Raw genomic sequence first — 25,877 nt, 5'->3', positions numbered from 1 at the left:
AGGTGTATTGTAGTTGAAGAAAATCTTCCTATATTAAAAAAATGGGGGTATACAGGAGATGAGGGTGACCAATAAAGACCAACTATTGAATAGCTCCTCTACACTCTCCGCCGAAGAATCATCACTGACTTAGGAAAACCATTACATTTTCATTATCTGCGTGGTTAGCACCAACGTTTAACTATGATGAACTTATAAATCAATGTTTCTCAGGGAGGAATTTGATATGCCTGTATTGCAACCTATAGAGTCTAATAGACTTTTACTTCGAGAAATTAAAGAGAAAGACTTTGATGAGATTTATAGAATTAAGTCTGACCCAGAGGTAGTAAAATATTTAACATGGGGACCATTTACCGAAGAACAGACGCTAAATAGCATAAAGAAACAAATTGCTTTTCAAGATGCAAAGAATAGAAAAGTATTTGTTTTGGCTGTGATATTAAAAGATACTCAAGAGGTTATAGGGAATGCTTTACTTATGATCGAAAATGATGATGTCGAAACAGCAGAAATTGGTTACTTTCTTCATTCTAAATTCTGGAACAGAGGCTTAGGTAAAGAAGTGGTAGAATGCTTGATACACGCTGGATTTAAGGTGCTTAACTTATATAGAATTTATGCGCAGTGTGATGTGGAAAATGTGGGCTCAAGCCATATACTTAAAAAAATGGGTTTTCGATTAGAAGGGCATTTTCATAAAAATTTAAAAGTAAAAGGAAATTGGCGAGATAATTTTTTATTCGCTTTATTAAGAGAGGAATATATTCAGTGAATTTTATTGGGTGAGGCCAGGCTGAAAGTCCACAATTTTTCATTACTCAGTTAGTGTTTAAATAAGCTCTCTTGTTATTCTTTAAGGGGATTAGTTTAACAAGGAAAAAAACAAACAGAACGCTTGGTCATTTCTTGAACCAAGCGCTTTTTGTGTTGCTCTACTGTTATTAAACCTGCAAGGATACTTGTCTTATATTACTTTTTATCTTGTTAATGGGAGAAAAATAAAGGTTATCTTATCAAAATCCGGTTAATCTTTTTCCAGCCACCAGGAAGTAATTGATAGTAATGTTGCCCTCTTAATCCTTCATCTATATAGACAATATCCCCCGTAGAAATAAATCTCCCAGTAAAATCGATTGGAATACGATCAGGAACATTAAACTTTCCAAACACTTTTTCTAAGCAATCAGCATGAGACTCAGCTTGGACAGAAATTCTATAGACGGGTTTATACCCTTTTCTCTCTCTAAAGGAAGGCGCTTGAAAAATAGTAGCATCATATTCTTTAGCTCTTATTTTTGTTAATAATTTTGACACGTAAATCACCTACTCCTTTGTTTTTATACATAAGTTTTGTTGCTTTAAATACTCATAGGACTGATTATGAACTAAGTACAGTAGCATCTTTCTTCTGAACTCATAACTCTATTAGCCTAAAAACTTCTATTCTAATTCGATCATTGCTCTAAATATCAAAGCCTCTTTCAGAATAAATCCCTTTATTATTAATTAAATATTAAGGCTGTCGATTCCTTTAGCAAATTCCTTCTAGTTTTGTCGACCTTTAGCTAGTTGTGGATTTTCTTCAAGTTCTTAGGGTGTTTTCGAAAACTTTATTGCTTTTGATAGGTCTTTTACATTCGATATGAATTAAGTGGAGTAGAATCTTTTCTTCGTAAACGTAAATCCAAAATCCTAAATTAATATTGTTATTTACTCTAGACTAGGTCAATTAGCAACAATCTTTCAGAAAAGAGCCTTTCTTAAGAAAATCTTAAGATTCTTCCTAACTATTTATTAAATATTACCTTTTATACTCATGGTATACAGAGTTATAAAAAGGAGAGTAGGAGAAATGAAACAAGGCATGATTTCCAAGGAACAAGTCATAGGAAGAGATCCGTATATAGATAATGCAAGATTTATCCTGGTTACGTTGGTTGTTTTTGGACATCTCATTAGCCCTTATCGAAATGAAAATGAAATTGTATATGTGATAAATAATTTTCTAGCGTCGTTTAGAATGCCGCATTGATTTTATTAACTGGTTATTTTGCAAAAGGCTTCTTTAAAGAAGGCTATATTGAAAAATAACCATCAAATTATTAGTACCGTATTTGCTATTTCAACTTTTTTATTCATATCTTCCTTTTCTCTTAACAGATCCTCCTGCTTCTCTTTCAATTGATTGGTTGAAACCGAAAATGGGACTATGGTTTTTACTAAGTGTATACATATGGAATTTACTGTTTTTATCTTTGTTCGATTAAAACATCCGATTTTTATTTCGGTTATTATAGGAGTTCTCATTGGTTTTATGGAGGGGCCATTAGAACAATATAATGTAATGAGAACTTTTATATTCTTACCATTCTTCTTACTTGGCTTTTACGTCCAACCAAAACATCTATCTATTTTTAAGAGAACGCATATGAAGGTTTGCTCAATGGTAGTGATCATGATTATGATTTGGTTATTAAATCAGGTTTCTTTATACGAAGCACGTGGGCTATTACTTGGAAAGCACTCATATGAAATAATAAAGCTCGTTAGCTTCGAAGGAGTCTCATTAAGGCTTATATTTTATGGGCTTATGTTTTCGGGGATTACGGTGTTTCTCCCTTGGATTCCAAAGAGACATACACTCTTTTCAAAATTAGGCCAAAGAACAGCATATATTTATCTTTTACATTTTATCTTTATTAAGCTGTTCTCTAAGTTAGGGTGGTTTAATGACTTTGAAGCTTGGAATTTAGTTTTTTTACTAGGAGTAGCTATTTGTTTATCTTTTGTTTTAGGGTCAAACCCCAAGATAATTCAGCGATTAATTTTGAAGAATTTCAGTATTATTTTGAGGATAAAGAATCGGGGGAAGTATTTACAAATATTGACCCAGCTAACAAGGTTTCAGCTGAACAATATCTTAGTGAAAATAGCTTCCTTTTGATTGAGCATTTCCCGAGCAGGAATTATCAGATTGTTCCCTATGGTCCAGAAGGGATATCTATGGAGTTGAAGGAACTAGAAGGCTTTGTTACTGTTCCCAAAAATGGATCTGCATTTAATGGAATCATCGATAAGTATGATCGCTTTAGTGAGACGCAAAAGCGTTTTCAACTGTTTCTGCTTTCTGGAATGATAGCTCTATTGGTAGGCTTGTTAATTTTAGTAATGACAATCAAACTTCGGCTTAAATGGATAGATTATCTTAGAACGAAATTGCCATTATATATTAATCTCCTTTTAATTTGGATCATTGGCTTTTTTGCCTATAACTACATCTCAGGGATTAGCCGTAGCTATGTAGCTGATCATGTAGACATAGCTATAATAGTGAAAGAATGTTTACTAGCGATATTAAGCTCTGGTGTTATTTTTATATTAAGTAAAACACTTATCAATCGGTTAACTTATTACCAAGGGTTAAAACACGATATAACAAATACAGTGATATTCAAAACGATATCTGCATTAAGAGAAGTATTTTTGATTAAGTCGTTTGGTACACAAGTACTTTTGTTTTTAATTTCATAGTGATGAGTATGATTTTAATGGTTCATTTCATGTTAACAAGATATTTGCCGACCTACTATATTTATGTCGCCATTATAATTGGAGTGATTCCCTTTGGATTCATCACTTTAAAGTTTACAGGTTATTTAAATAAAATAATCTTAAATACAACTGAAATGACGAAAGGGAATTTAGGAGAAGATCTACCTATAAAAGGAAAATCTCATATTGCAATTCTTGCTAGCAATATTAATCAATTAAAGCATGGTGTAAAAACATCTCTATCAGAACAGGCGAAAAGTGAGCGATTAAAAACGGGGCTCATTACTAATGTTAGTCATGATTTAAGAACACCACTCACGTCGATTATTACGTATACAGAATTATTAAAGCAGCCAAATTTAAGTGATGCAGAACGAAGCGATTATGTGGAAGTCATTGACCGCAATCTAAAAGACTTAAGCTACTGATTGAAGACAGAGATTTTCCTTTCTCCTTCCTCTGTAACCAAGTCAAGCTCAATGATTACTTTAAAAAGATCTCCTTCTACATCAATGTCCATATTCCCTTTATGAAGATCAACAATCGACTTAGCAATCGCTAACCCAAGACCAGATCCTTCGGTATTTCTTGAGGTATCGCCTCTTTTAAAACGCTCAAATAACTCATTCACATTATCATTTAGCTCATATTTTGAAACATTTTTAAAAGATAAAACCGCTCTATTTTCTCTTTCGGTAATAGAGATGTATACCCTTGTATTCTCCAGTGTATATTTTAATATATTGCCAATGAACAATAAACAGGCTTTAATAGTAGGAGCTAGCGGGTTGATTGGTCATGAATTACTCCATTTATTACTTGATGGAAATGAGTATGGGATGGTTACTGCACTTGTAAGATCACCACTACAGATAAAACATTCAAAGTTAAGAGAAGTGATCATTGATTTTGACCAATTAAGTAAGTATAAGGATTTAATGCATGCTGATGATATTTATTGTTGTTTAGGAACAACAATTAAAAAAGCGAAAACGAAGGAAGCCATGTATAAAGTAGACGTGGAGTATCCTATTGAGCTTGCAAAGTTAACGTATGAAGTAGGCGCTAGGCAGTATCTCTTAGTGAGTTCCATGAACGCCAATGCACAATCAACTATTTGGTATTCAAAGATGAAAGGGGAATTGGAGCAAGAATTAATGAAGATTCCGTTTTCATCAACCGCCATTGTAAGACCTTCCCTGTTAATGGGCGAACGAAACGAATTCAGGTTAGGGGAGAAATTGGCTGAAAAGGTATTTAAAGGGTTATCATTTATTTTTACTGGACCATAAAAAAATACCGAGCAATTGAAGGGAAGACTGTGGCATTAGCGATGTATAAAATTGCACAGACAGAAAGTGTAGGTGTGCAGATTTATCCCTCTGAGTTTTTAGAGAAATTAGGTAGGGGATAGATCTACCTTGAAAATAACCGGTTAACGGAGTTCCATTCACTGGGATCCACCTGCTTTCCGCGGGGCGATCCGTGAGCTTCCTGAGCTCCTGTGTGGTCTCACGAGACCGTGAGATCCCGCAGGAGTCAGCTGGTTCATCGCTCATTTCACGATGAGTGTGAAAACTTTTATTATAAAGCATACCAATTTTGATAAATTGGTATGTTTTTTTATTACATAAGAAATGGTATAAAATTTTAACCAAGTTGTGATATATAGCTCCAGACGCCATCGGCACGGGGGCAAAGCCAATCGCTTCGGAATGAACATTAAAGAATTCATCTTATTCAGTCGCTCGTCCTATACATATCGCCGATAGGTGAGGATGCAGCACTTTTATTATTTTTCTTAACTACTTTTATGTAGTAAGCATATTTTTGTAGGAAGAGTTAAATAATATGAAATACATACTAATTATATTATTTGGATGGTACATATTGGTCTTAGTTACACAAATGTATGAAAAAAATATAGTGGCATCTTTCTACTTACTAAAAAGTAGTAAATCATTATTTGAAAAGAGCCTCTAACATGAACAGGGGGTTTTATTATGGAATTTGAAGAGTATTGGCAGCAAATATATGAATATGATAATAAAATCAATTCCTTGATTTCTTCCTACTGGGGTCAATATTCCCATATGGGTACTTGGCAGTTTTGGTTTGTGGTTTCTTTATTAGTGATGCCAATTATCTTGCTTTACTTTTTAGTTGATCGAAAAAGGATCTTTGAAGTGTTGTTTTATGGATATACGGTACATATACTGTGGTCTTATACGATAATTGCGCTTAACCGACATAACTTATTTATCCATAAATATTTTCTAACACCAGTTCTTCCCTATTCAATAACTGTCTCTGCATCAGCGCTACCTGTTGGTTTCTTACTTTTATATCAATACTGTACAAACCATAAAAGAAACTTTTATTTATTTACAGTGTTATTTAGTATTGTTTTTGCTTTTGGTTTTGCCTCAATCGAAGAACTATTGGGATTTATTGAACTAAGAAAAGGAATGAGTAAATTTCATCTATTACTGATAGATATTATTGTCTCAATCATTGCTTATTGGTTAACCAAAATTGTTTTAAAACTGAAAGAAAACGATATGTAGTTTAAAAAAACGCTAGAATTTCTAGCGTTTTTTTGTAAACAATGTCTTAGCGGGCTTTTGCTTTTTTCATCGACTTTAAGAGATATCCGCCTTTAAATCTGGTTGGTTCATAAGCAATAATGAAGGCTTGTGGTTCATAGTGTTCAATCGTTTTAATCAATGTATCTTCCATATTTCGCTTTGTTAAGATTTGAAGTTGATAGCGAATACTATCTTTACCCATTCCTTCAAAAACAGTAACTCCAAAACCCTGTTCTCTTAAGGTGGAAATTAACTCTGCATTACGATTAACTAGATTTACGGTAAGATTTGTAAATCCGATTGCCAGCTTCTTCTCTATAAGCCCACCAATAAATATCCCAGCAGCAAAACCAAGTGCATAAACAATCATAGCAGCGAAGCTTTGTTCCCCACTAAAAACAATCGACAATCCAAATACATAGATCAATGCTTCTAAAAAACCAAAGATAGAAGCAAGGGCGTTCATACTTTTAACAACAAAAATAATCCGAAGAGATAATACGGGCACTAAGACAATTTGTAATAAGAAAATTAAAAGAATGTCACTCATGTTGACCTCTCTATTCAAGAAAATGTTATTTCATTAATATAACCAAGTAATATGTTTAATATGTTATATCTACCCTGAAAATAACTTAGATAGTGGAGTTCCATTCGCTGCGATCCACCTGCTTTCCGCGGGGCGCCCCGTGAGCCTCCTCGTCGCTTTTGGCTCCTGCGGGGTCTCACGAGACCGCTAGATCCCGCAGGAGTCAGGTGACTCTCTGCTCATTCCACACTGAGTATAAAACTTTTTCATCTTCCATGGTGCCAATACTTATTCGCATAAAGGTCTACCCTGAAAATAACTTAGATAGTGGAGTTCCATTCGCTGCGATCCACCTGCTTTCCGCGGGGCGCCCCGTGAGCCTCCTCGTCGCTTTTGGCTCCTGCGGGGTCTCACGAGACCGCTAGATCCCGCAGGAGTCAGGTGACTCTCTGCTCATTCCACACTGAGTATAAAACTTTTTCATCTTCCATGGTGCCAATACTTATTCGCATAAAGGTCTACCCTGAAAATAACTTAGATAGTGGAGTTCCATTCGCTGCGATCCACCTGCTTTCCGCGGGGCGCCCCGTGAGCCTCCTCGTCGCTTTTGGCTCCTGCGGGGTCTCACGAGACCGCTAGATCCCGCAGGAGTCAGGTGACTCTCTGCTCATTCCACACTGAGTATAAAACTTTTTCATCTTCCATGGTGCCAATACTTATTCGCATAAAGGTCTACCCTGAGAGCCGATAGCGCCTGGAGCTAGACACTACGCTAAGTATAAAGTTTTTTCATCCCCCATGGTGCGAATTAAATTAGCATAGATGTCTACCCTGAAAATAACTTAGATAGTGGAGTGCCATTCACTGCGATCCACCTGCTTTCCGTGGGGCGGTCCGTGAGCCTCCTCGTCGCCTTTGGCTCCTGTGGGGTCTCACGAGACCGCTAGATCCCGCAGGAGTCGAGTGGCTCTTCGCTCATTCCACACTGAGGGGTAACCATTTTCATTCACCATGGTGCGAAATACTTGTTTAGCATGGTTGTCTACCCTGAAAGTAACTTAGTTAGTGGAATTCCAATTGCTGCGATCTTTTATTAGAGAATTGATGAATCAGATTCTTAAATTTTGAAGAACATGTTTTAGAAGATTATTTTCCATGCTATGTCTGATTAGAAAGGTACTATTTTGTTATTAAACTGTTAAAATATAACTTACATATATACACTTATAAGTAACCATGTACATTAAACACAATATGTGCTTGATATGTTCTATTTTAAATGGAAAAGGAGGTTCACCATGCTTGAAACTAATCGACTTTTGATGAGGAACTGGGAAGTTCGTGATATCGGAAAAAACTTCACTGTTTTGGGGAAATAAAGAAAAAATGGCTTATTGTTCTGGTGAAATGTCTGTGGAAGTTATAACACAAGTGACCATTCTCTTATTCGATTTCAAGAAGTAAAAGGGTATACACTTTTGTTTCCTGGGTACCGAAAAGAAAGAGGATGACTTTATTGATGTTTGGGACATCAGCAAACTGAAGAAGAAGGAGTCTTAGAATTTTTATACCATTATCGAAAAGATACATGGGGAAAAGGTTACGCTTCAGAAACTGCGGAGGTGGTGCTGCTTCACGGAATTAAGCTTGCTAAACCGAAGGGTATTAGGGCGAGTGTTGCTATTGAGAATATAGGGTCATGGAAGATTTTAGAGAAACTTGGTTTGAGAATCTTGAAGAAAAATGGTCAGAAGAAACACAAATGGTCGAACGGTATTATCGTATGTTGATTCCCAATTTCATTATAAGAACTCTTAAACCGAAAAACGGTTATTCTTATCACTTATTAATATATATTCTTTAATAATCGAATAAAATTCACGAAACAAATGAATTTTGTGCGTTTTTCATGTAGCGAATGTACATTATGACACCGACTCTGTTTTATAAAAATTAATTAATTTAAGGAAGTAAAATCTATGAAATCGAATCATCTATATTTTCTTGGTCTTATTTTTGTATCAATTATCTGGGGAGCAAATTTTGGAATTTCTAGATTTGCTATGGATGTTTTTACACCTGAGGTCTTTGTATTTTTGCGTTTTGGTTTAGCTCTACCCATTTTATTCGGGATTTTAAAGCTTACAGAGGGGACGATTAAAGTTGAAAAACGTGATTTATATAAATTAGCGTTAATTGGTTTATTTGGGGTAACGTTGTTGGAAATCCTTGTGATGTATTCAATAAAATTCACCACACTAGCTAATGCTTCTTTATTGAATGTGGCCCCTTGGCCAATCTTTGCCGCATTGTTTGCACCACTTTTTACAAAAGAGAAAATTACTCTTCGACTTGTCTTTGGCGGTATTGTTGCGCTTATAGGAGTATCGCTTATTATTTTAGGTGGAGAAGCTGGCTTTGATCTTGGGTCTGAATATATGCTAGGCAATTTATTGGCTTTATCCATTAGTTTATTAGGTGCTTTGTTTAATTTGTCTTGTATGCCACTAATGAAGAAATATTCGCCCATGAGGGTGACATCTTGGTATATCTTATTTGGGAGTTTATTTTTGTTTCCCATTACATTAACTGGTTGGACAGAGGTTCAAATGAGTGAGTTTACTCCACAAGTTTGGGGAGCAATCTTGTATAATGTTTTACTATGTACAGTTGCAGCTTTTGTTATTTGGAATATTTCAATGAAAAAAGTGGGTGCAACCAAATCAAACTTTTACCGTTATTTCGTTCCAGTTTCTGCAGCTGTAACAGGTGCAATGTTTTTTAATGAAAAGATATTAGTCACACAAATCATTGGTGGGATTATTATCGTGCTCGGGCTAATATGGATTGGAATGGAAAAAAAGACTAGCATCATTAGTGATAAAGCAGCTTGATGGGAATTATAAGAGATTCTGTATATAAAAAAGGAGTGTTCCCTGAAAAAGCACTCCTTTAATAAGTAATTTTCTCCTTTTTATAAGCAACTAACTTACCTCGGCCATGAAGAACATAATAAATCGCAGCACCAAACAATACAAATAATGAACAATAAAAATAAAGAGAACTAAATTCTACCTGTGCTGCAGCTAAACCTATGATAAATGATCCAAACCCGATTCCAAGATCGAAGATTGATAGAAAAGTAGCTGTTGCTAAACCTCTTCGTTCAGGTTCGGCTTGTTGAATTGCGATGGTTTGAAAACTAGGGAAGAGAGTACCCCAGCCAAGCCCAATAAGTGCTGCTGAAATTAGGAATAGCAATGCTGTTGTTGTCTGGCTAAGCAAAAGCATTCCGATAGCAAAACAAATGATACTCGGATAGATAATGACATTAGCACCAAAGCGATCATACCATCGTCCTGTAAAAGGTCTTGAAAGTAGAAGAACAAATGCATATACTACAAAAAATAAGTTCGAAACAGTTACTAACCCCAGTTCATTTGCATAAACAGAAACAAATGAAAGGATGGCTGAATAAACAATTGCAAATAACGCAGCTACAATGGAGATTTTAACAGCAGATAATTCAAAAATATCTCCAAAGCTAAATGTTGATTTAATTTGAGTCGAGTTTGTTATAGGTTTGTTACTTGGTAGCTTAATAAATAAAGAGATTAATAATGCGAAAAATGCAAATAAGGTACTAAATGTGAACATGGTAGTTACTCCCCATTGGTTCAAAATCGTTAATCCTAAAAATGGTCCTAATACCATAGCTAGATTTGTTGACATGATATAGTATCCCATACCTTCTCCGCGACGAGAATCTGGAATTAAATCCGCCACAATGGTTCCGCAAACTGTAGTAGCCATCCCAAATCCTATACCGTGAAAAAAACGTAAAGCAAGCAATGTATAAATGGATTCAGGTAAAAAGTACAATACAGAAGAAACGAAGAAAATGAGAAGAGCCAAAAAAAGAATCATCCGTTTTCCAATCAATTTCATTCCATGTCCTGCAAATGGTCGAATGATAATTGCTGCAATAAGAAATATAGTTACTAATAATCCGGCTTCCGATGCTTTTGTTCCTAATTCTTCAAGAGCGTAAACAGGAAGTGTAACAAGTAAATAATAAAATGTTAAAAAAACAAAAAAGGTACTGATGCTAACCAAGATGAAATCCTTGGTCCATAGTTTAGTGTGTTCCATTGTTTTACTCCTTTTGTTTGAAATCGTTAAATGTGTGAAGCCATTCTGTTAGTAAAAGATAAAACTCGTGTTGTTTATCACTAGGAAACTGACTAATTAGTTCTTCATTCACATGTATGACAGCCTGTTCCCAAACTGGATATTCTTTTTCTGCCTTCGGTGTTAGTTGAATAAACTTTGATCTACGATCGTTCCCCTGAACTTGTTGTATATACCCCTGTTTAAGTAGTCTTTGAATTGTTCGAGTCATCGGTGGGGCTTCAACTGATAAATACTCACAAAGCTGTTTTTGAGTTAAGGTTCCTTTTGTTTTTAGAACATAAAGGACAGACCACTGTGCACTGAATAACCCAAAAGGTTCTAAGGCAGCATTAAGATGTTTCGTTAATTGCCTGGATAACTGTTGAATAGAATGAAATAAGTCATGGTTATTCATTAAATGTTTGCTCCTTGAAATATAGTTACCTAGGTAACTATATTAGATAACAAGATAACAGTCAAGTTAACGACCTTTCGAGAGTAAGAAACCATGTCCCTTCTTTATCAATAAAAAACTACTCCAGATAGCTTCGAGGGCCAAAGAGTGAAGCTGTCTGAACTCGGAGTAACTTCGGACAACTTTGAGGGCCAAGGAGCAAAAGCTGTCCGAACTTGGAGCAACTTCGGACAGCTTTGAGGGCCAGGGAGCAAAAGTTGTCCGAACTTGGAGTAACATTGGACAACTTCGAGGTCCAAGGAGGAAAAGCTGTCCGAACCTTAGCCAAGTTCAGACAGCTTTAGTAGCCAAGTGCCAAAAGTTGTCCGAACTCGGAGCAACTTCGGACAGCTTTGAGGGCCAAGGAGTGAAAGTTGTCCGAACTTGGAGTAACTTCGGACAACTTCGAGAGTCAGAGAGTAAAGCTGTCTGAACTCGGAGTAACTTCGGACAACTTTGAGGGCCAAGGAGCAAAAGCTGTCCGAACCTTAGCCAAGTTCAGACAGCTTTAGTAGCCAAGTGCCAAAAGTTGTCCGAACTCGGAGCAACTTCGGACAGCTTTGAGGGCCAAGGAGTGAAAGTTGTCCGAACTTGGAGTAACTTCGGACAACTTCGAGAGTCAGAGAGTGAAAGCTGTCCGAACTTGGAGTAACTTCGGACAACTTCGAGAGTCAGAGAGTAAAGCTGTCCGAACTTGGAGTAACTTCGGACAACTTCGAGGTCCAAGGAGGAAAAGCTATCCGAACCTTAGCCAAGTTCAGACAGCTTTAGTAGCCAAGTGCCAAAAGTTGTCCGAACTCGGAGCAACTTCGGACAGCTTTGAGGGCCAAAGGAGTGAAAGTTGTCCGAACTTGGAGTAACTTCGGACAACTTCGAGAGTCAGAGAGTGAAAGCTGTCCGAACTCGGAGCAACCTCGGACAGCTTTGAGAGTCAGGGAGTGAAAGTTGTCCGAACTCGGAGTAACTTTAGACAGCTTAAGCTACCAAGTGGCAAAAGCTGTCCGAACTTTATATACTTTTGCTAAAATCGATACGAATTCATCTCGTATAAGAGTATAATAGTGATTAACCAAAACCTTCCAGAAGGAGAGTTTAAGGAGAATGAAGCAAATACATAGTTCATTAAAGGTTTTACTTGTTTCTGATTTAGAAAAATCACAACAATATTATCGAGATGTTTTACGTTGCGAAGTAACTGAATGGTGGGTAATTAAAGACGGATTTACGGGGTTAGCGCTTAAACTACTACAAGCTGAGTCAATTGATGATGTACAACCTAACAAACCTGGAAAAGGGCAAAGGGTAGCGATTGATGTGTATTGCTATGTTGAAAACTGGAGCGTGTTAGATGATCTGTACAAGGAATTTAAAGAAGATGGTGCTTAGATTGCGGTACATCCCTGGGTAGATGAAAATGAGGGACCTTGGCAGGAATTTGTGATTCGCGATCCTGACAACTATTGTATAGCTTTTGGTGGAACAAATACTATTGAATAAATTATTCTTCTTAAAAAGGAGAACATAAGATGATGATAGACAAATTTCTAGAAGAGTTACAAATCAATCCGGTAAAATCTGTTTCAAAAATTTTAACAGGAAATGATAGTGCTGTATGGAAGGTTGAGATGAAGGATGATACTCTTCTAGGCATCCGTGCGATTGAGCGAAATAGGATTAATCAGTTTTTGCAAGAAAAAAGCATAATGAGAATGGCACAAAACCATGGAATTAAAGTGCCTAAAGTATATAAAGTAAAATGTATTGAAGAATATGCTGTCATGTCATTGGAGTGGGTAAATGGCAAAACCATCTTCGACGAATTAAGGGAGAACCCAAAAAATGCTTGCAACTTAGGAAGTGAGTTTGGCAGATCCCAAGCAACGCTTCATCAAATTTCCTTTAGAGAATACGAGAGTGATAGCTGGCTTTCTTCTAAAAATGAAGAAGAACAAGATGTTTTAAATCGCATAAGGAATAAATTCACTCTATCTTCAAAGAGTCTCCTGCACCTAGATTTCCATCCTTTAAATGTTTTAGTAGATGAAAATGAGATTTCAGGAATCATCGACTGGACCAATGCCTCAGTTGGAGATCCTCGTTTTGACTTAGCAAGGACTTATTCAATTCTTAAAATAGAAGGGTACAATTTTCAAAAGGTTGTAGATCCTACCGTCTTTGAAAAGTTTGGGAAAGGCTGGATACAAGGGTACGAAAGTTTGAATGGTTCTATTCAATTGGACCCACTTTTCAATGAATGGGCGGGAGTAAAAATGAGACAGGACTTGCAAGGGAAAAGACCTAGTGAACATATGCAACGTATTGAGAGCTGGATCAATCACTGGAGAAAAAAGGGGGGAATTGTTTGAACAAGAATCTTTTGGTTGGAAGTGTGGCAATCATAATAGTCGTAATGTTTGGAGTCAGTATATTTACCGATAAAGATCTTGGAACAGGGAAGTTGATTGAAACCGAAAAAAGTCTTCCACTTCAGTTTTATGAAATAGCAGATGTACCAGAGCAACCACCTAATATCTTATCGATAGTAACAAAAGCAACGGAACAAGATACATATGAACAAAATTGGGATTTCTATCAATTAACAAAAAATATTCCAACTGTTGAGTTTGATAAAAGTGATGTCTATTTCATAGGTGTCCAAGAGTCTGGTAGCTGTCCTTATGAGGTTGAAACCATTAAAGTAAATGATTTAAAAAAAGAATTAGTAATCTATTTATATAGATCAGGGGACACTTGCAATGCTGATGCAACACCAAGAACATTTGTTGTTGAAGTAGCAAAGGATATTTCAACAACTATGGAAACTGCTCAAATTGTTTTTCATGATGGTGGAAATCGTGAGACAAGTATAGTAGCGAAAATTAGGTGAGGTGAAAATATGACAAATTTTAACGGGCAAATTGCCATTGTTACAGGAGTGAGTCATTCTTATGGAATTGGAGCAGCTATTTGTCGGGAATTAGCCAGTAAAGGAGCTGATATCTTTTTTACACACTGGATGTCTGAAGACCGGTGGCCATCTACTTTTCAGAATGAATTAGAATCTCTTGGTGTTCGTTGTCATCATATGATAGTAGACTTGTCTAGATATGATGCTGCAACATTAATTCTAGATAAAGTGACTGGGAAATTAGGATTTCCTACAATTTTAGTTAATAATGCGGCACATTCTGAACGTGATGGGTATTTAGGGCTTAATGCGAAAACGATTGATGATCATTATGCTGTTAACATGAGGTCTACCTTCTTGCTTTGTTCAGAGTTTGCTCGCCGTTTTAAAGACTCTGGTCATGCTGCTGGTCGGGTTATTAATTTAACTTCTGGACAAGGACAAGGTCCGATGCCTGGGGAATTAGCCTATGCAGCAACAAAAGGGGCCATTTCTGCATTTACAGTAGCACTTTCTGCAGAAATTGCTCCACTTGGAATCACAGTTAATGCAGTGAACCCCGGTCCTACAGATACAGGGTGGATGACAGAGGAGGTAAAGAAACAACTTTTACCGAAATGTTTAATGGGGCGACCTGGTCAACCAGAAGACGCAGCCAGACTAATAGCATTTCTTTCAAGTGAAGAAGCGGGTTGGATTACTGGACAGGTTATTAATTCTGAAGGCGGGTTTCTTAGATGAAGAAATTAGGGCAATTTCGTTTACGGTGTTAGAGAAATAAATGATTAAAAACTGGTAAGGGAGTTCACATGATTCCCTACCAGTTTTTTAAAATTCTCTAACCAAAGTATAATTCTAAAAAGAAGATAGAAGTATTTGGGGGAGTACAATGAGGAGAATAACATTATCCAATGGAAATACAGTTGAGGTTGAATGCTTGAGTTGTGCTTTAACAAGTGGTGTGGTTGTTCCAGATGGAGGAGTTATCGTGGAAACGGATCATTTTCACGCACACCAGGATGTGGCTTATCCAATTAAAGGCTTGGTAATCCTAGCATCTAAACGACATATTACTTGCTTTGATGAATTAAATGAAGAAGAACAAATGGACTACATAAGGCTCTTAACAAAAATAAGAGAAGCACAAAGAAAAGTGCTAGGAATTGAGTTTGTATACTATTTTTATAATGAGGATACTACTCATCACTTTCATACTTGGATGGTGCCAAGATATGATTGGATGTATCACTTCGGGCGTTCCGTGGAGTCATTAAGACCGGTCTTGTTGCATGCTAGAAACGAAATGAATGATGAAAGAGATGTGGAAGAGGTTATGAACGCAATTGATGATTTAAGGGCAGCATTAATTTAGGGTTTGGAACGGCGGATTCATTAATTTTTTCAAAACTGTATGATGGCCCAAACGAAGCTTCCTCCCTTGCATAGAATATTAATGTAACACAGCTAAGGAGGTGTTATTATGAGTCACACTTACGGTGGTGGATTTGCGTTAATCGTAGTGCTGTTCATTCTTTTAATAATTGTTGGTTCTGCTTATGTAGGATACTAACTATAGATGAAAAAGCCGATCTCATATGGTCGGCTTTTTTATTTTAACTCTGGTGTATAGCAGGAAATTCCAGTTGCAAAAGAGAACTATATGTTTCATAAGGCTTATCTTCAGTATTGTTAGCCGGATGTAAATGATTGTCGAAAAGGATGAGTCTATGAATAGTTGGAAAAACCCCTTACTATTAATTTCTGGAATTGGGATTTCTTATTTAGGAAATTGGATTTATTTAATTGCGTTGAATTTATCTATCTTAAATCTTACTGGATCTGCTGCTGCAGTAGCGGGGCTTTATATGATTAGGCCAATTGCAGTTTTGCTAACTAATACGTGGTCAGGAAGTATCATTGATCGAGTGAATACCAGAAAGTTAATGATTAGCATTGATGTGGTCAGAGGAATCCTGGTCTTTTTACTTCCTTTTATCTCGTCATTATGGACAATTTATTCATTATTATTACTAATTAATATTGCTGGAGCATTCTTCGGTCCTAGTTCATCCGTTTACATAACAAGACTAGTCCCTGCTGAAAAACGGAAAAGGTTTAATTCGCTAATGAGTATGACAAGTTCGGGCGCATTTCTTATCGGACCAGCCATTTCAGGTGTTTTAATTATGTATGTCGGTACGGATATGTCTATATGGATAAATGCTATAACCTTTATTGTTTGTGCAGGATTTATCTATTTTTTACCTGATGTGGTTGACTCAAACGGGGCTATCCGAGAGCCAATTGGTCTAAAAATGATTTTGAATGACTTGAGGGCAGTATTAGATTTTTCAAAAGCAGCAAAGTATTTTATTATCGTTTATTTATTATTTCAAGTAACGATGTTGATTGGTTTTGCTCTAGATTCCCAAGAGGTAACTTTTATTAAACAGCATCTGGAGTTAACAGATCGTGATTACGGGCTTTTAGTAAGTATTACGGGAATAGGTGCTATCGTAGGTGCCAGTGCTGCTGCTATTTCATCAAGTAAACTTTCTTTAAGAGCATTTGTTGGTGGGGGAATGTTGCTAACTGCTATCGGTTATGGACTTTTTTATTCATCATTTAACTTTATTACAGCAACCTTAGCTTTTATATTTCTCGGCTTTTTTATGTCATTTGCCAATGCTGGATATGCGACCTTCTTTCAAAACCAAGTCCCAGTCAATATTATGGGGAGAATTGGAAGTGTTGCAGATATGGCCCAAGGAATTGTCCAGATTCTCTTAACATTAATCCTAGGACTGATGGCTGAGGTATTTTCTTTACAGTTGGTGTGTATTGTCTTCTCAGCAGTAAGTGTTCTTCTTGGAATAGCATTAACGATTGTTGTATTTATGCCTTCAAAACAAATCTATTTTACCGAAAGTACAAATCAAATAAGTAGTTAAAAAAGAAGGATTGGTCAGCAAAAGACTAATCCTCTCCACTTTTATAAGCTGGGGCGAATTGACAGCTAATTTAGTCCGTGTTATATTTATCTCGAATTAAAGATATTTTATTTAAGGATATTTATTTAGATTATTTAAATTGATTGTCAGGAACACTAAACTATAAACAACTTACTGGAGGAAAAAAGATGAATCAACTAAAGGGTGTACACCACGTAACTGCCATAACAAGCAGTGCTGAAAAAAACTATCAGTTTTTCACATATGTATTAGGGATGCGGTTAGTAAAGAAAACTGTTAACCAAGATGATATTCAAACCTATCACTTATTTTTCGCAGATGATAAAGGAAGCCCTGGTACTGATATGACATTCTTTGATTTTCCGGGAATTCCAAAAGGAGTTCATGGAACAAACGAAATTGCTAAGTCATCCTTCCGTGTACCCAATGATGCTGCATTAGAATATTGGGTGAAAAGATTTGATCGCTTAGAAGTTAAGCATAAAGGTATTAAAGAACAATTTGGTAAGAAGACCTTATCTTTTGTGGATTTTGATGACCAACAATATCAGTTAATCTCTGATGAATTCAATGCAGGTGTTTCTTCAGGGACTCCGTGGGAAAAAGGACCAATCCCATTAGACCATGCGATTACAGGGTTAGGTCCTGTGTTTATTAAAACTGCCCACTTCGATTATTTTAAGGAAGTACTTGAGAAAATTTTCTCCTTCAAAGAAATTGGCAAAGAAGAATCCCTCCATTTGTTTGAGGTTGGAGAGGGAGGAAATGGTGCGCAAGTTATTGTCGAAAATGATTCAGATTCACCACAAAGTAGGCAAGGCTTTGGCACAGTCCACCATGTTGCATTTCGAGTAGAGGATCGTGCGGAACTAGATGCATGGCAAAGCCGCATTGAAAGCTTTGGACTTCAAACATCTGGTTTTGTAGATCGCTTCTTTTTTAAGTCTCTATATTCGAGAGTTGCACCACAAATTCTTTTTGAGCTTGCGACAGATGGTCCAGGGTTCATGGGTGATGAGCCATATGAAACTCTTGGAGAGAAATTGTCACTTCCGCCATTTTTAGAGCCTAAGCGTGATCAAATAGAGAAAATGGTTCGTCCGATTGACACTGTGAGAAGCACAAAAGAAATTGTAAAAGAATAGACACTGATCTGGGTTGCTCCTATTAATGGAGCAACCCTATTTTTATGAGAAAAAAACAATAAACATTCAAATAAATGTTTGACCGTTTGTGTTTTTTTTGCATATACTAATAGTCAAATAGACGTTTGAATGAATGGGTGTGTGATAAACAATGAAAAATGAAGAATTATGTGAAATCACTTGTTTTGATGAAGAAAAGGTTGTCCGAGTAAAAAATGATGTTTCAAAGCAAAATACGTTAGAGGTTGCAAAAATTTTTAAAGCATTATCAGATGATACAAGAATTAAAATTGCTTATTCACTAACCTTAGAAGATGAATTATGTGTTTGTGATGTGGCCAATATTGTTGGTTGTACAACAGCCACAGCTTCACATCACTTAAGATTGTTACGTAATATGGGGTTAGCACAGTATAGAAAAGAAGGAAAGCTTGTTTTTTATTCACTAGATGATGATCATGTAAGACAATTAATCCAAATCGCATTTGCACATCAAAAGGAGGTGGCATTGCGTGGGTAATACAGTTGCGGACGCACAAGAGAAAAATGTTTATCGTGTGCAGGGATTTTCCTGAGCAGGCTGTGCAAAGACGTTTGAAAATAACGTCAAACACCTGGATGGTGTTACAGATGCAAGTGTTAACTTCGGTGCCTCGAAGATTACGGTTTATGGGGAGACAACAATTAAAGCTCTTGAAAAAGCCGGGGCTTTTGAAAATCTTAAAGTAGTTTCTGAAAGAGAACGGTTTGAAGAAAAGAAACAATCTTTCATAAAAACACATGTTAATGTGATTATATCGGCAGTTTTTTTAGCGGTTGGATGGATCACAGGAGAGATATATGGAGAAGGAAGCATACTATCAGTATTCGGATATGTAGCATCCATAATTATTGGGGGATACAGACTATTTAAGACAGGAATTAAAAATCTATTTCACTTACGATTTGATATGAGAACGTTAATGACAGTTGCTATTATTGGTGCGGCATTTATAGGTGAATGGGGTGAAGGGGCAGCAGTTGTTATCTTATTTGCTATAAGTGAAGTTTTAGAATCTTACTCAATGGATAAAGCACGAAAGTCAATTCAATCATTAATGGATATTGCACCAAAAGAAGCTTTGGTTAGAAGAAACGGTCATGAGCTAATGGTCTCCGTAGAGGATATCGAAATAGGCGATATTATGATTGTTAAACCAGGTCAAAAAATAGCGATGGATGGAATGGTCGTAACAGGAACGTCTGCGGTAAATCAAGCTGCTATTACTGGTGAATCAGTGCCAGTGACAAAAGAAATAGATCATGAAGTATTTGCAGGAACACTTAATGAAGAGGGTGTTCTTGAGATTAGAGTTACTAAATATGTGGATGATACAACCATTGCAAAAATTATTCATTTAGTTGAAGAAGCACAGGCTGAACGGGCTCCATCACAGGCCTTTGTTGATCGGTTTGCAAAATATTACACACCGATTATTATGTTAGTTGCTTTAGGCGTTGCAGTTGTTCCACCTCTATTATTAAACGCTGACTGGAGTGCTTGGATCTATCAAGGTCTAGCGGTACTTGTTGTTGGATGTCCTTGTGCACTCGTTATATCAACTCCTGTTTCAATCGTAACAGCTATTGGAAACGCGGCCAGGAATGGTGTTTTAATCAAAGGAGGAATTCATTTAGAAGAAGCGGGTGCTATTAAAGCCATCGCTTTTGATAAAACAGGAACATTAACAAAAGGTAGACCAGCTGTAACAGACTATCTACCACAACAAAGTGAAAATTCGGCAGAGTTGTTAAAAATAATAGCTGCGTTAGAAAATAAATCACAGCACCCACTTGCTGTTGCTATTATGAAAAAAGCTGAGGCAGAGGGAGTCGACTATCAGTCTGTTATGATAGAAGATTTTACCTCAATCACAGGAAAAGGGATTAGAGGCCAAATTTCCGGAATTACTTATTATGTAGGAAACCCTGCCCTTTTTAAAGAGATTTCAATTTATGATATATCTGAGGAAATGAATCAAGAAATTAGTCGACTACAAAATGATGGTAAAACAGTTATGATTGCTGGAACTGAGAGTGAGATAGTAGCCTTAATTGCAGTTGCAGATGAAGTGAGAAGTAGTAGTCAGTCAGTTATTCAAAAGCTTCATGAATTAGGAATTAAGAAAACCATTATGCTTACTGGAGATAACCAAGGTACAGCAAATGCGATAGGAAAACAGGTTGGCGTAACTGAAATCCAAGCGGAACTATTGCCTCAGGATAAGCTGTCATTCATCAAAGAACTTAGAAAACAATATAGTCATGTAGCGATGGTAGGAGATGGCGTAAATGATGCACCTGCTTTAGCTGCATCAACAGTAGGAATTGCAATGGGCGGAGCCGGAACGGATACAGCTCTTGAAACAGCAGATATAGCCTTAATGGCTGACGATCTTCGCAAACTTCCTTTTACCATAAAACTTAGTCGAAAAGCATTGAATATTATTAAACAGAATATAACTTTTTCGATTGGTATCAAGTTAGTGGCGCTACTACTTGTAGTTCCTGGTTGGTTGACGCTATGGATTGCCATTTTTGCAGATATGGGGGCAACACTTCTTGTCACATTGAATGGGTTAAGACTTCTACGTGTAAAGGATAAGTAATTGATACTGGGGGTGTCTCTAGGAAAGAGACACTTCCAATTTTGAGGTGATCGTTTGAATAATACATGGAATAAATTGATCTATAAACTGTGGGCGCCCATTTATGATTATATTTTTAATCGCGGTCCATTTTTAAAAGCTAGAAAACAAGTTTTTGAGGATATATCATTTAAGAGTGGTGATCGGGTATTGTTTGTCGGTATAGGTACAAAGAAGTCTAATGCTAAAAAAGTATCTGTCATTTCGATGGCGACTATAATGATGATTAGTTTATTTTTTGGTTCTAATAGCAGTGGGTTACTCATATACTGAGGATTTAATGCAATATATTATTGACACCTCAGTTAACAAAACAGATTCAAATGCAAAGAAACTAGCTGAAGACATTGTACGAGTCACTGAAGAGTTAATACAATCTACTGATATACTTGAGAAAACAAATGGTCAGCCTTATGAAATTATTGTTAGGGATAAAAATGAAGAAGTTATAAATTAAGCAAGAAATCCCCTGAAGTAGGGGATTTTTTTATATGTTGTTTGTAGTTATAACTGAATTATTTAAAATATATAATAATTCACCAATAAAAAGTTTTAAAAATAGTATATACAATTAAATCCAACTTGACTTATAGGAATAGTACACCTATGATAAATGTAGGATAATTTCACATTTAAGTGAATGCTAAGAATTAATAATACCAATAAATCTAATGAAAATGAAGTAATATAGGTTTATATTCTTTTGTGAGGTGGATTTTGTTGCAACTTCAGGTAATGAACAGTCCGTTTAATCAGGAGCAGGCAGAGCTCCTAAATCGCCTTCTGCCAACTTTGACTGAATCACAAAAAGTGTGGTTAAGTGGTTATTTAGCGGCATCTCAGTCAGCATCATCAGTCAGTGTGCAAGATGTTCCAGCTGCAGAACAATCTACAGCAGCAGTTTCAGTACAATCGATTTCTAAAGATGTAACCATTCTTTTTGGGTCTCAAACCGGAAACGCACAGAGACTCGCTGAAAGTACTGGGAAGACTCTTAAAGAGCAGGGTTTCAATGTCACTGTCGCTTCAATGAATGACTTTAAACCAAATAATTTGAAGAAAGTCGAAAACCTACTTATTCTTGTAAGTACACATGGAGAAGGTGAACCACCTGATAATGCGATATCATTCCATGAGTTCCTGCATGGTAGACGTGCACCGAAACTAGAGAACTTAAGATACTCAGTTTTATCGCTTGGTGATAGTTCTTATGAGTTTTTCTGTCATACAGGAAAAGAGTTTGATCAGCGGTTAGAAGAACTTGGAGGCACAAGACTTTATCAACGTGTTGATTGTGACCTTGATTTTGATGAGCCTGCAGCTGAATGGGTTGAGGGAGTACTAAGTGGTCTTAATGAAGGAACTGGCGGTGGAACAACTGCTACACCTACTTCAATTCCACAAGTTACCGAAACCACCTACTCTAGAACAAATCCATTTAAAGCTGAAATACTTGAAAATATAAATTTAAATGGTCGTGGTTCAAATAAAGAAACACGTCATCTTGAACTATCTCTTGAAGGATCGGGTATTACATTCGAACCTGGTGATAGCTTAGGTGTTTATCCGGAAAATGATCCGGCTTTAGTTGATATGTTACTAGATGAAATGAAGTGGAACTCAGAGGAAAAGGTAACCGTAAATAAACAAGGAGAGGTTACTTTAAAGGAAGCTTTAACTTCTCATTTTGAAATTACTGTTTTAACGAAACCTCTTGTTGAGAAGGCCGCTACACTTTCGGGGAATGATGAATTGAAAAAATTAATCTCAGCAGGTAACGAGAATAAACTAAAAGAATATATAGATGGAAGAGATTTACTAGATTTGATTAGAGATTTTGGTCCTTGGAATACTTCGGTACAAGAGTTCGTCTCCATTCTCCGAAAAATGCCAGCCCGTTTATATTCAATCTCGAGCAGTTTAACTGCAAATCCTGAAGAAGTTCATTTAACAATAGGTGCGGTTCGATATGATGCCCATGGCCGTGAACGAAAAGGTGTTTGCTCGATCTTATGTGCAGAACGTTTACAACCTGGTGATTCACTTCCTGTTTATATTCAACATAATCAAAACTTTAAGCTTCCAGCTGACCCTGATACACAAATTATAATGGTTGGACCGGGGACAGGTGTGGCGCCGTTCCGTTCATTTATGCAAGAACGTGAAGAAGTTGGTTCTGAAGGGAAATCATGGATGTTCTTCGGTGACCAGCATTTTGTCACGGATTTCCTATATCAAACTGAATGGCAAAAATGGCTTAAAGATGGTGTATTAACTAGAATGGATGTTGCGTTTTCTCGTGACACAGATGAAAAAGTGTATGTCCAACATCGCATGCTAGAGCAAAGTAAGGACATATTCCAATGGTTGCAAGATGGTGCGGTTGTTTATATTTGCGGAGATGAAAAGCATATGGCACGTGACGTTCATAATACACTAATTGAAATCATTGAAAAAGAAGGTAACCTGAGTCGTGAAAAGGCGACTGAATATCTTGCAGTGATGCAACAGAACAAACGTTACCAACGTGATGTATATTGAGATGTTTGATTGAAAGGAGTTATCCAACATGGTAAAACAAAATTTGAAGGCGCCAGAAGGGCCACCAAGTGATGTTGAACGTATAAAAGAAGAAAGTAATTACTTGCGCGGTACGCTAAGAGAAACAATGCTAGACCGTATTAGTTCAGGTATCTCTGAAGATGATAACCGTTTAATGAAATTCCACGGTAGCTATTTACAAGATGATCGAGATCTCCGTAATGAGCGCCAAAAACAAAAATTAGAGCCAGCATATCAATTTATGCTTCGTGTTCGTACACCTGGTGGGGTATCAACTCCTGAACAATGGTTGGTTATGGACGAGCTTGCCCAAAAATATGGGAATGGAACACTTAAATTAACAACTCGTCAAGCCTTTCAAATGCATGGAATTTTAAAATGGAACATGAAAAAAACCATTCAAGAGATTCATGCATCTTTACTAGACACTATTGCTGCCTGTGGTGATGTTAACAGAAACGTAATGTGTAATCCTAATCCTTACCAATCAGAAGTTCATGCTGAAGTTTTCGAATGGTCCAAGGTGTTAAGTGAAAAGTTACTACCTAGAACTAGAGCTTATCACGAGCTTTGGTTAGACGAAGAGAAAGTAGCTGGCACGCCTGATGTTGAGGAAGCAGAAGTGGAGCCAATGTATGGACCACTTTATTTACCACGTAAGTTTAAAATCGGTATAGCAGTTCCACCATCGAATGATATTGATGTGTATTCTCAAGATCTGGGATTTATAGCGATTGTAGAAGATGGAAAGCTTAGTGGTTTTAACGTAGCAATTGGTGGCGGAATGGGAATGACTCATGGTGATAAAGAGACATATCCTCAACTTGCTAAGGTTATTGGTTTCTGTAAACCTGAACAAATTTATGATGTTTCTGAAAAAATTATTACAATTCAACGTGATTACGGAAATCGTTCAGTGCGTAAAAACGCTAGATTTAAGTACACAGTTGATCGACTAGGGTTAGAAAATGTAAAGACTGAACTTGAACAGCGTTTAGGCTGGAGTCTTGATGAAGCTAAACCATTCCATTTTGATCATAATGGGGACCGTTATGGCTGGGAAAAAGGTGTGAAAGGAAAATGGAATTTTACACTTTTTGTTGAAGGTGGCAGAATCACAGATTATGAAGACTATCAGTTAATGACTGGTCTACGTGAAATTGCAAAAATTCATTCAGGAGATTTTCGTCTTACAGCGAATCAAAACCTAGTCATCGCAAATGTATCAAGTCAAAAGAAGAAAAAAGTTTCGGAGTTAATAGAACAGTACGGCTTAACAGATGGTAAACACTACTCTGCCATTCGCCGTAGTTCACTTGCATGTGTATCACTTCCTACCTGTGGATTGGCAATGGCGGAAGCTGAACGTTACCTACCTGTTCTTCTTGATAAGATAGATGTGATAATTGATGAAAATGGTTTACGCAATGAAGAAATTACGATTCGTATGACTGGCTGTCCGAACGGGTGTGCACGTCACGCGCTTGGTGAAATTGGATTTATTGGTAAGGCACCTGGGAAGTATAATATGTATCTTGGCGCTGCATATGATGGCAGTCGCCTAAGTAAGATGTATCGTGAAAATATTGGTGAAGAAGAGATTCTTAGTGAACTTCGAGTTCTCCTTACTAATTTTGCAAAAGAACGCCAAACAGGAGAGCATTTTGGAGACTTTGTAATCCGTACTGGTGTTATTAAAGAGACTACAGATGGTACTAATTTTCATGCATAACTATTAATAAGGAGCTTGTGGAGAATTTCTCTCTACAAGCTTTTTATATGTGTTAAAACAATAAATAAAGTTAATGATTTAGCCGAATAATATTCTGAATGTTCTGTGCTTTTTAATCATTTTTGACTTAGAGAGTTGCCTATTCGTTCCTAAAAGCATATTAAACAATATAAGGTTAATAAGGGGGAGAAGGTTCTATGGCTGATATAATAAAGTTTAATCCTGATTCAACGACAATCATACAAACAAATAATCATAAAATTGAACGAATCTATACAATAATGAATATGGAAAATGAAAGAGTCTTTAGAGAACTAGTCAAGCATTATCAAATGATTATGTTTGAAAGGTACCAAAAGGAATTGATTAGTGAAACAGAAAATGAATAATTCTAAATACGACCAACTGTTTACATAACTTAGGGGAGTAGACATTGGTCGATTTTTTTGTGTGATTAAACAATTTAAGTTTCGATTGATTTTACATTTCTATTTAATATTCCTAAAAAAAATATGTTCACTAATAAAATAGATTTCTTATAAAATTATGAAGTATCTATTGTATGAAAGAGT

Annotated in this window: 27 protein-coding genes and 2 pseudogenes; 24 read left to right on the top strand and 5 right to left on the bottom strand. The window is 36.5% G+C overall.

What is annotated here, in order from left to right; translation table 11 throughout:
- The first annotated feature begins 226 nt into the window (after positions 1 to 226).
- A complete protein-coding gene (locus BK579_RS20685) occupies positions 227 to 775 on the top strand; it encodes a GNAT family N-acetyltransferase (protein ID WP_169891207.1) in 549 nt (182 codons plus the stop codon).
- 233 nt (positions 776 to 1,008) lie between these two features.
- On the opposite strand, the gene BK579_RS20680 is transcribed toward BK579_RS20685, so the two are convergent.
- Entirely contained in the window at positions 1,009 to 1,317 is a 309-nt protein-coding gene (locus tag BK579_RS20680) for a YodL domain-containing protein (RefSeq protein WP_078548762.1), read from the bottom strand.
- Between the two features lie 538 nt (positions 1,318 to 1,855).
- Between BK579_RS20680 and BK579_RS20675 the strand changes: the two genes are divergently transcribed.
- The 4 genes and pseudogenes from BK579_RS20675 (at position 1,856) to BK579_RS20660 (ending at position 3,983) form a co-directional block, all read left to right on the top strand.
- A complete protein-coding gene (locus BK579_RS20675) occupies positions 1,856 to 2,035 on the top strand; it encodes a hypothetical protein (RefSeq protein ID WP_078548759.1) in 180 nt (59 codons plus the stop codon).
- A 177-nt stretch (positions 2,036 to 2,212) separates the two neighbouring features.
- A pseudogene (locus BK579_RS27120) lies at positions 2,213 to 2,737 on the top strand (hypothetical protein); the annotation flags it as partial.
- Positions 2,738 to 2,778: 41 nt separating this feature from the next.
- Positions 2,779 to 3,534: a hypothetical protein gene (locus BK579_RS20665; protein WP_139365130.1), complete on the top strand. Its 756-nt coding sequence runs from the start codon at positions 2,779 to 2,781 to the stop codon at positions 3,532 to 3,534.
- Between the two features lie 2 nt (positions 3,535 to 3,536).
- Positions 3,537 to 3,983, top strand: coding sequence for a sensor histidine kinase (locus tag BK579_RS20660; protein WP_078548752.1), 447 nt, complete (start codon positions 3,537 to 3,539; stop codon positions 3,981 to 3,983).
- Here the strand turns inward: BK579_RS20660 and BK579_RS20655 are convergent.
- Positions 3,977 to 4,306, bottom strand: a pseudogene (locus BK579_RS20655) (ATP-binding protein); the annotation flags it as partial. The gene BK579_RS20660 and the pseudogene BK579_RS20655 overlap by 7 nt on opposite strands.
- A gap of 37 nt (positions 4,307 to 4,343) precedes the next feature.
- Between BK579_RS20655 and BK579_RS20650 the strand changes: the two are divergent.
- Positions 4,344 to 4,847 carry a Rossmann-fold NAD(P)-binding domain-containing protein gene (locus BK579_RS20650; protein ID WP_235848495.1) on the top strand — a complete coding sequence of 168 codons (504 nt, stop codon included), beginning with the start codon at positions 4,344 to 4,346 and terminating at the stop codon, positions 4,845 to 4,847.
- A gap of 711 nt (positions 4,848 to 5,558) precedes the next feature.
- Positions 5,559 to 6,122, top strand: a complete 564-nt coding sequence (locus tag BK579_RS20645; protein WP_078548747.1) for a hypothetical protein — start codon at positions 5,559 to 5,561, stop codon at positions 6,120 to 6,122.
- Positions 6,123 to 6,168: 46 nt separating this feature from the next.
- On the opposite strand, the gene BK579_RS20640 is transcribed toward BK579_RS20645, so the two are convergent.
- Positions 6,169 to 6,693, bottom strand: coding sequence for a DUF2179 domain-containing protein (locus tag BK579_RS20640; RefSeq protein WP_078548745.1), 525 nt, complete (start codon positions 6,691 to 6,693; stop codon positions 6,169 to 6,171).
- 1,502 nt (positions 6,694 to 8,195) lie between these two features.
- Here BK579_RS20640 and BK579_RS20635 point away from each other — a divergent pair.
- Both BK579_RS20635 and BK579_RS20630 read left to right on the top strand, forming a co-directional pair.
- A complete protein-coding gene (locus BK579_RS20635) occupies positions 8,196 to 8,462 on the top strand; it encodes a GNAT family N-acetyltransferase (protein ID WP_078548743.1) in 267 nt (88 codons plus the stop codon).
- Between the two features lie 189 nt (positions 8,463 to 8,651).
- On the top strand, positions 8,652 to 9,566 hold the full coding sequence (locus BK579_RS20630; RefSeq protein WP_078548740.1) for a DMT family transporter: 915 nt from the start codon (positions 8,652 to 8,654) through the stop codon (positions 9,564 to 9,566).
- Positions 9,567 to 9,624: 58 nt separating this feature from the next.
- Here the strand turns inward: BK579_RS20630 and BK579_RS20625 are convergent, their stop codons facing one another.
- Both BK579_RS20625 and BK579_RS20620 read right to left on the bottom strand, forming a co-directional pair.
- Positions 9,625 to 10,824, bottom strand: a complete 1,200-nt coding sequence (locus BK579_RS20625; RefSeq protein ID WP_078548738.1) for an MFS transporter — start codon at positions 10,822 to 10,824, stop codon at positions 9,625 to 9,627.
- Positions 10,825 to 10,828: 4 nt separating this feature from the next.
- Positions 10,829 to 11,260, bottom strand: coding sequence for a MarR family winged helix-turn-helix transcriptional regulator (locus BK579_RS20620; protein ID WP_078548736.1), 432 nt, complete (start codon positions 11,258 to 11,260; stop codon positions 10,829 to 10,831).
- A 1,140-nt stretch (positions 11,261 to 12,400) separates the two neighbouring features.
- Between BK579_RS20620 and BK579_RS20605 the strand changes: the two genes are divergently transcribed.
- The 15 genes from BK579_RS20605 (at position 12,401) to BK579_RS20540 (ending at position 25,694) form a co-directional block, all read left to right on the top strand.
- A complete protein-coding gene (locus tag BK579_RS20605) occupies positions 12,401 to 12,685 on the top strand; it encodes a VOC family protein (RefSeq protein ID WP_078548728.1) in 285 nt (94 codons plus the stop codon).
- A 140-nt stretch (positions 12,686 to 12,825) separates the two neighbouring features.
- Positions 12,826 to 13,665 (top strand): phosphotransferase family protein, encoded by an 840-nt coding sequence (locus BK579_RS20600; RefSeq protein ID WP_078548725.1) that lies wholly within the window; start codon positions 12,826 to 12,828, stop codon positions 13,663 to 13,665.
- On the top strand, positions 13,662 to 14,186 hold the full coding sequence (locus BK579_RS20595; RefSeq protein ID WP_078548723.1) for a hypothetical protein: 525 nt from the start codon (positions 13,662 to 13,664) through the stop codon (positions 14,184 to 14,186). Before BK579_RS20600 ends, BK579_RS20595 begins: the two co-directional genes overlap by 4 nt.
- 9 nt (positions 14,187 to 14,195) lie before the next feature.
- On the top strand, positions 14,196 to 14,948 hold the full coding sequence (locus BK579_RS20590) for an SDR family oxidoreductase (protein WP_078548721.1): 753 nt from the start codon (positions 14,196 to 14,198) through the stop codon (positions 14,946 to 14,948).
- 148 nt (positions 14,949 to 15,096) lie between these two features.
- Positions 15,097 to 15,579: an HIT family protein gene (locus BK579_RS20585; RefSeq protein ID WP_078548719.1), complete on the top strand. Its 483-nt coding sequence runs from the start codon at positions 15,097 to 15,099 to the stop codon at positions 15,577 to 15,579.
- A gap of 108 nt (positions 15,580 to 15,687) precedes the next feature.
- Positions 15,688 to 15,777 carry a YjcZ family sporulation protein gene (locus tag BK579_RS20580; RefSeq protein WP_078548716.1) on the top strand — a complete coding sequence of 30 codons (90 nt, stop codon included), beginning with the start codon at positions 15,688 to 15,690 and terminating at the stop codon, positions 15,775 to 15,777.
- Between the two features lie 157 nt (positions 15,778 to 15,934).
- Positions 15,935 to 17,158 (top strand): MFS transporter, encoded by a 1,224-nt coding sequence (locus tag BK579_RS20575; protein WP_078548713.1) that lies wholly within the window; start codon positions 15,935 to 15,937, stop codon positions 17,156 to 17,158.
- Positions 17,159 to 17,346: 188 nt separating this feature from the next.
- Positions 17,347 to 18,324: a ring-cleaving dioxygenase gene (locus tag BK579_RS20570; RefSeq protein ID WP_078548711.1), complete on the top strand. Its 978-nt coding sequence runs from the start codon at positions 17,347 to 17,349 to the stop codon at positions 18,322 to 18,324.
- Between the two features lie 151 nt (positions 18,325 to 18,475).
- Positions 18,476 to 18,844, top strand: a complete 369-nt coding sequence (locus BK579_RS20565) for an ArsR/SmtB family transcription factor (protein WP_078548708.1) — start codon at positions 18,476 to 18,478, stop codon at positions 18,842 to 18,844.
- Positions 18,837 to 20,972, top strand: coding sequence for a heavy metal translocating P-type ATPase (locus BK579_RS20560; protein ID WP_078548707.1), 2,136 nt, complete (start codon positions 18,837 to 18,839; stop codon positions 20,970 to 20,972). The genes BK579_RS20565 and BK579_RS20560 overlap by 8 nt, the downstream gene beginning before the upstream one ends.
- Before the next feature lie 54 nt (positions 20,973 to 21,026).
- The gene (locus BK579_RS26965) at positions 21,027 to 21,284 is read left to right on the top strand and encodes a hypothetical protein (protein WP_078548705.1); all 258 of its coding nucleotides are present in this window, start codon (positions 21,027 to 21,029) and stop codon (positions 21,282 to 21,284) included.
- A gap of 7 nt (positions 21,285 to 21,291) precedes the next feature.
- Positions 21,292 to 21,468, top strand: coding sequence for a hypothetical protein (locus tag BK579_RS25840; RefSeq protein ID WP_169891206.1), 177 nt, complete (start codon positions 21,292 to 21,294; stop codon positions 21,466 to 21,468).
- 263 nt (positions 21,469 to 21,731) lie between these two features.
- Positions 21,732 to 23,552 (top strand): assimilatory sulfite reductase (NADPH) flavoprotein subunit, encoded by a 1,821-nt coding sequence (locus BK579_RS20550; protein ID WP_078548702.1) that lies wholly within the window; start codon positions 21,732 to 21,734, stop codon positions 23,550 to 23,552.
- Positions 23,553 to 23,580: 28 nt separating this feature from the next.
- Positions 23,581 to 25,305 carry an assimilatory sulfite reductase (NADPH) hemoprotein subunit gene (cysI, locus tag BK579_RS20545; RefSeq protein ID WP_078548701.1) on the top strand — a complete coding sequence of 575 codons (1,725 nt, stop codon included), beginning with the start codon at positions 23,581 to 23,583 and terminating at the stop codon, positions 25,303 to 25,305.
- A gap of 197 nt (positions 25,306 to 25,502) precedes the next feature.
- Positions 25,503 to 25,694, top strand: coding sequence for a hypothetical protein (locus tag BK579_RS20540; protein WP_078548698.1), 192 nt, complete (start codon positions 25,503 to 25,505; stop codon positions 25,692 to 25,694).
- Positions 25,695 to 25,877: the final 183 nt, after the last annotated feature.

It is taken from the genome of Litchfieldia alkalitelluris (assembly GCF_002019645.1).
Lineage (GTDB): Bacteria > Bacillota > Bacilli > Bacillales > Bacillaceae_L > Litchfieldia > Litchfieldia alkalitelluris.
Note: the sequence above shows the minus strand (reverse complement) of the source record. Positions and strands in the feature narration are given on the sequence as shown.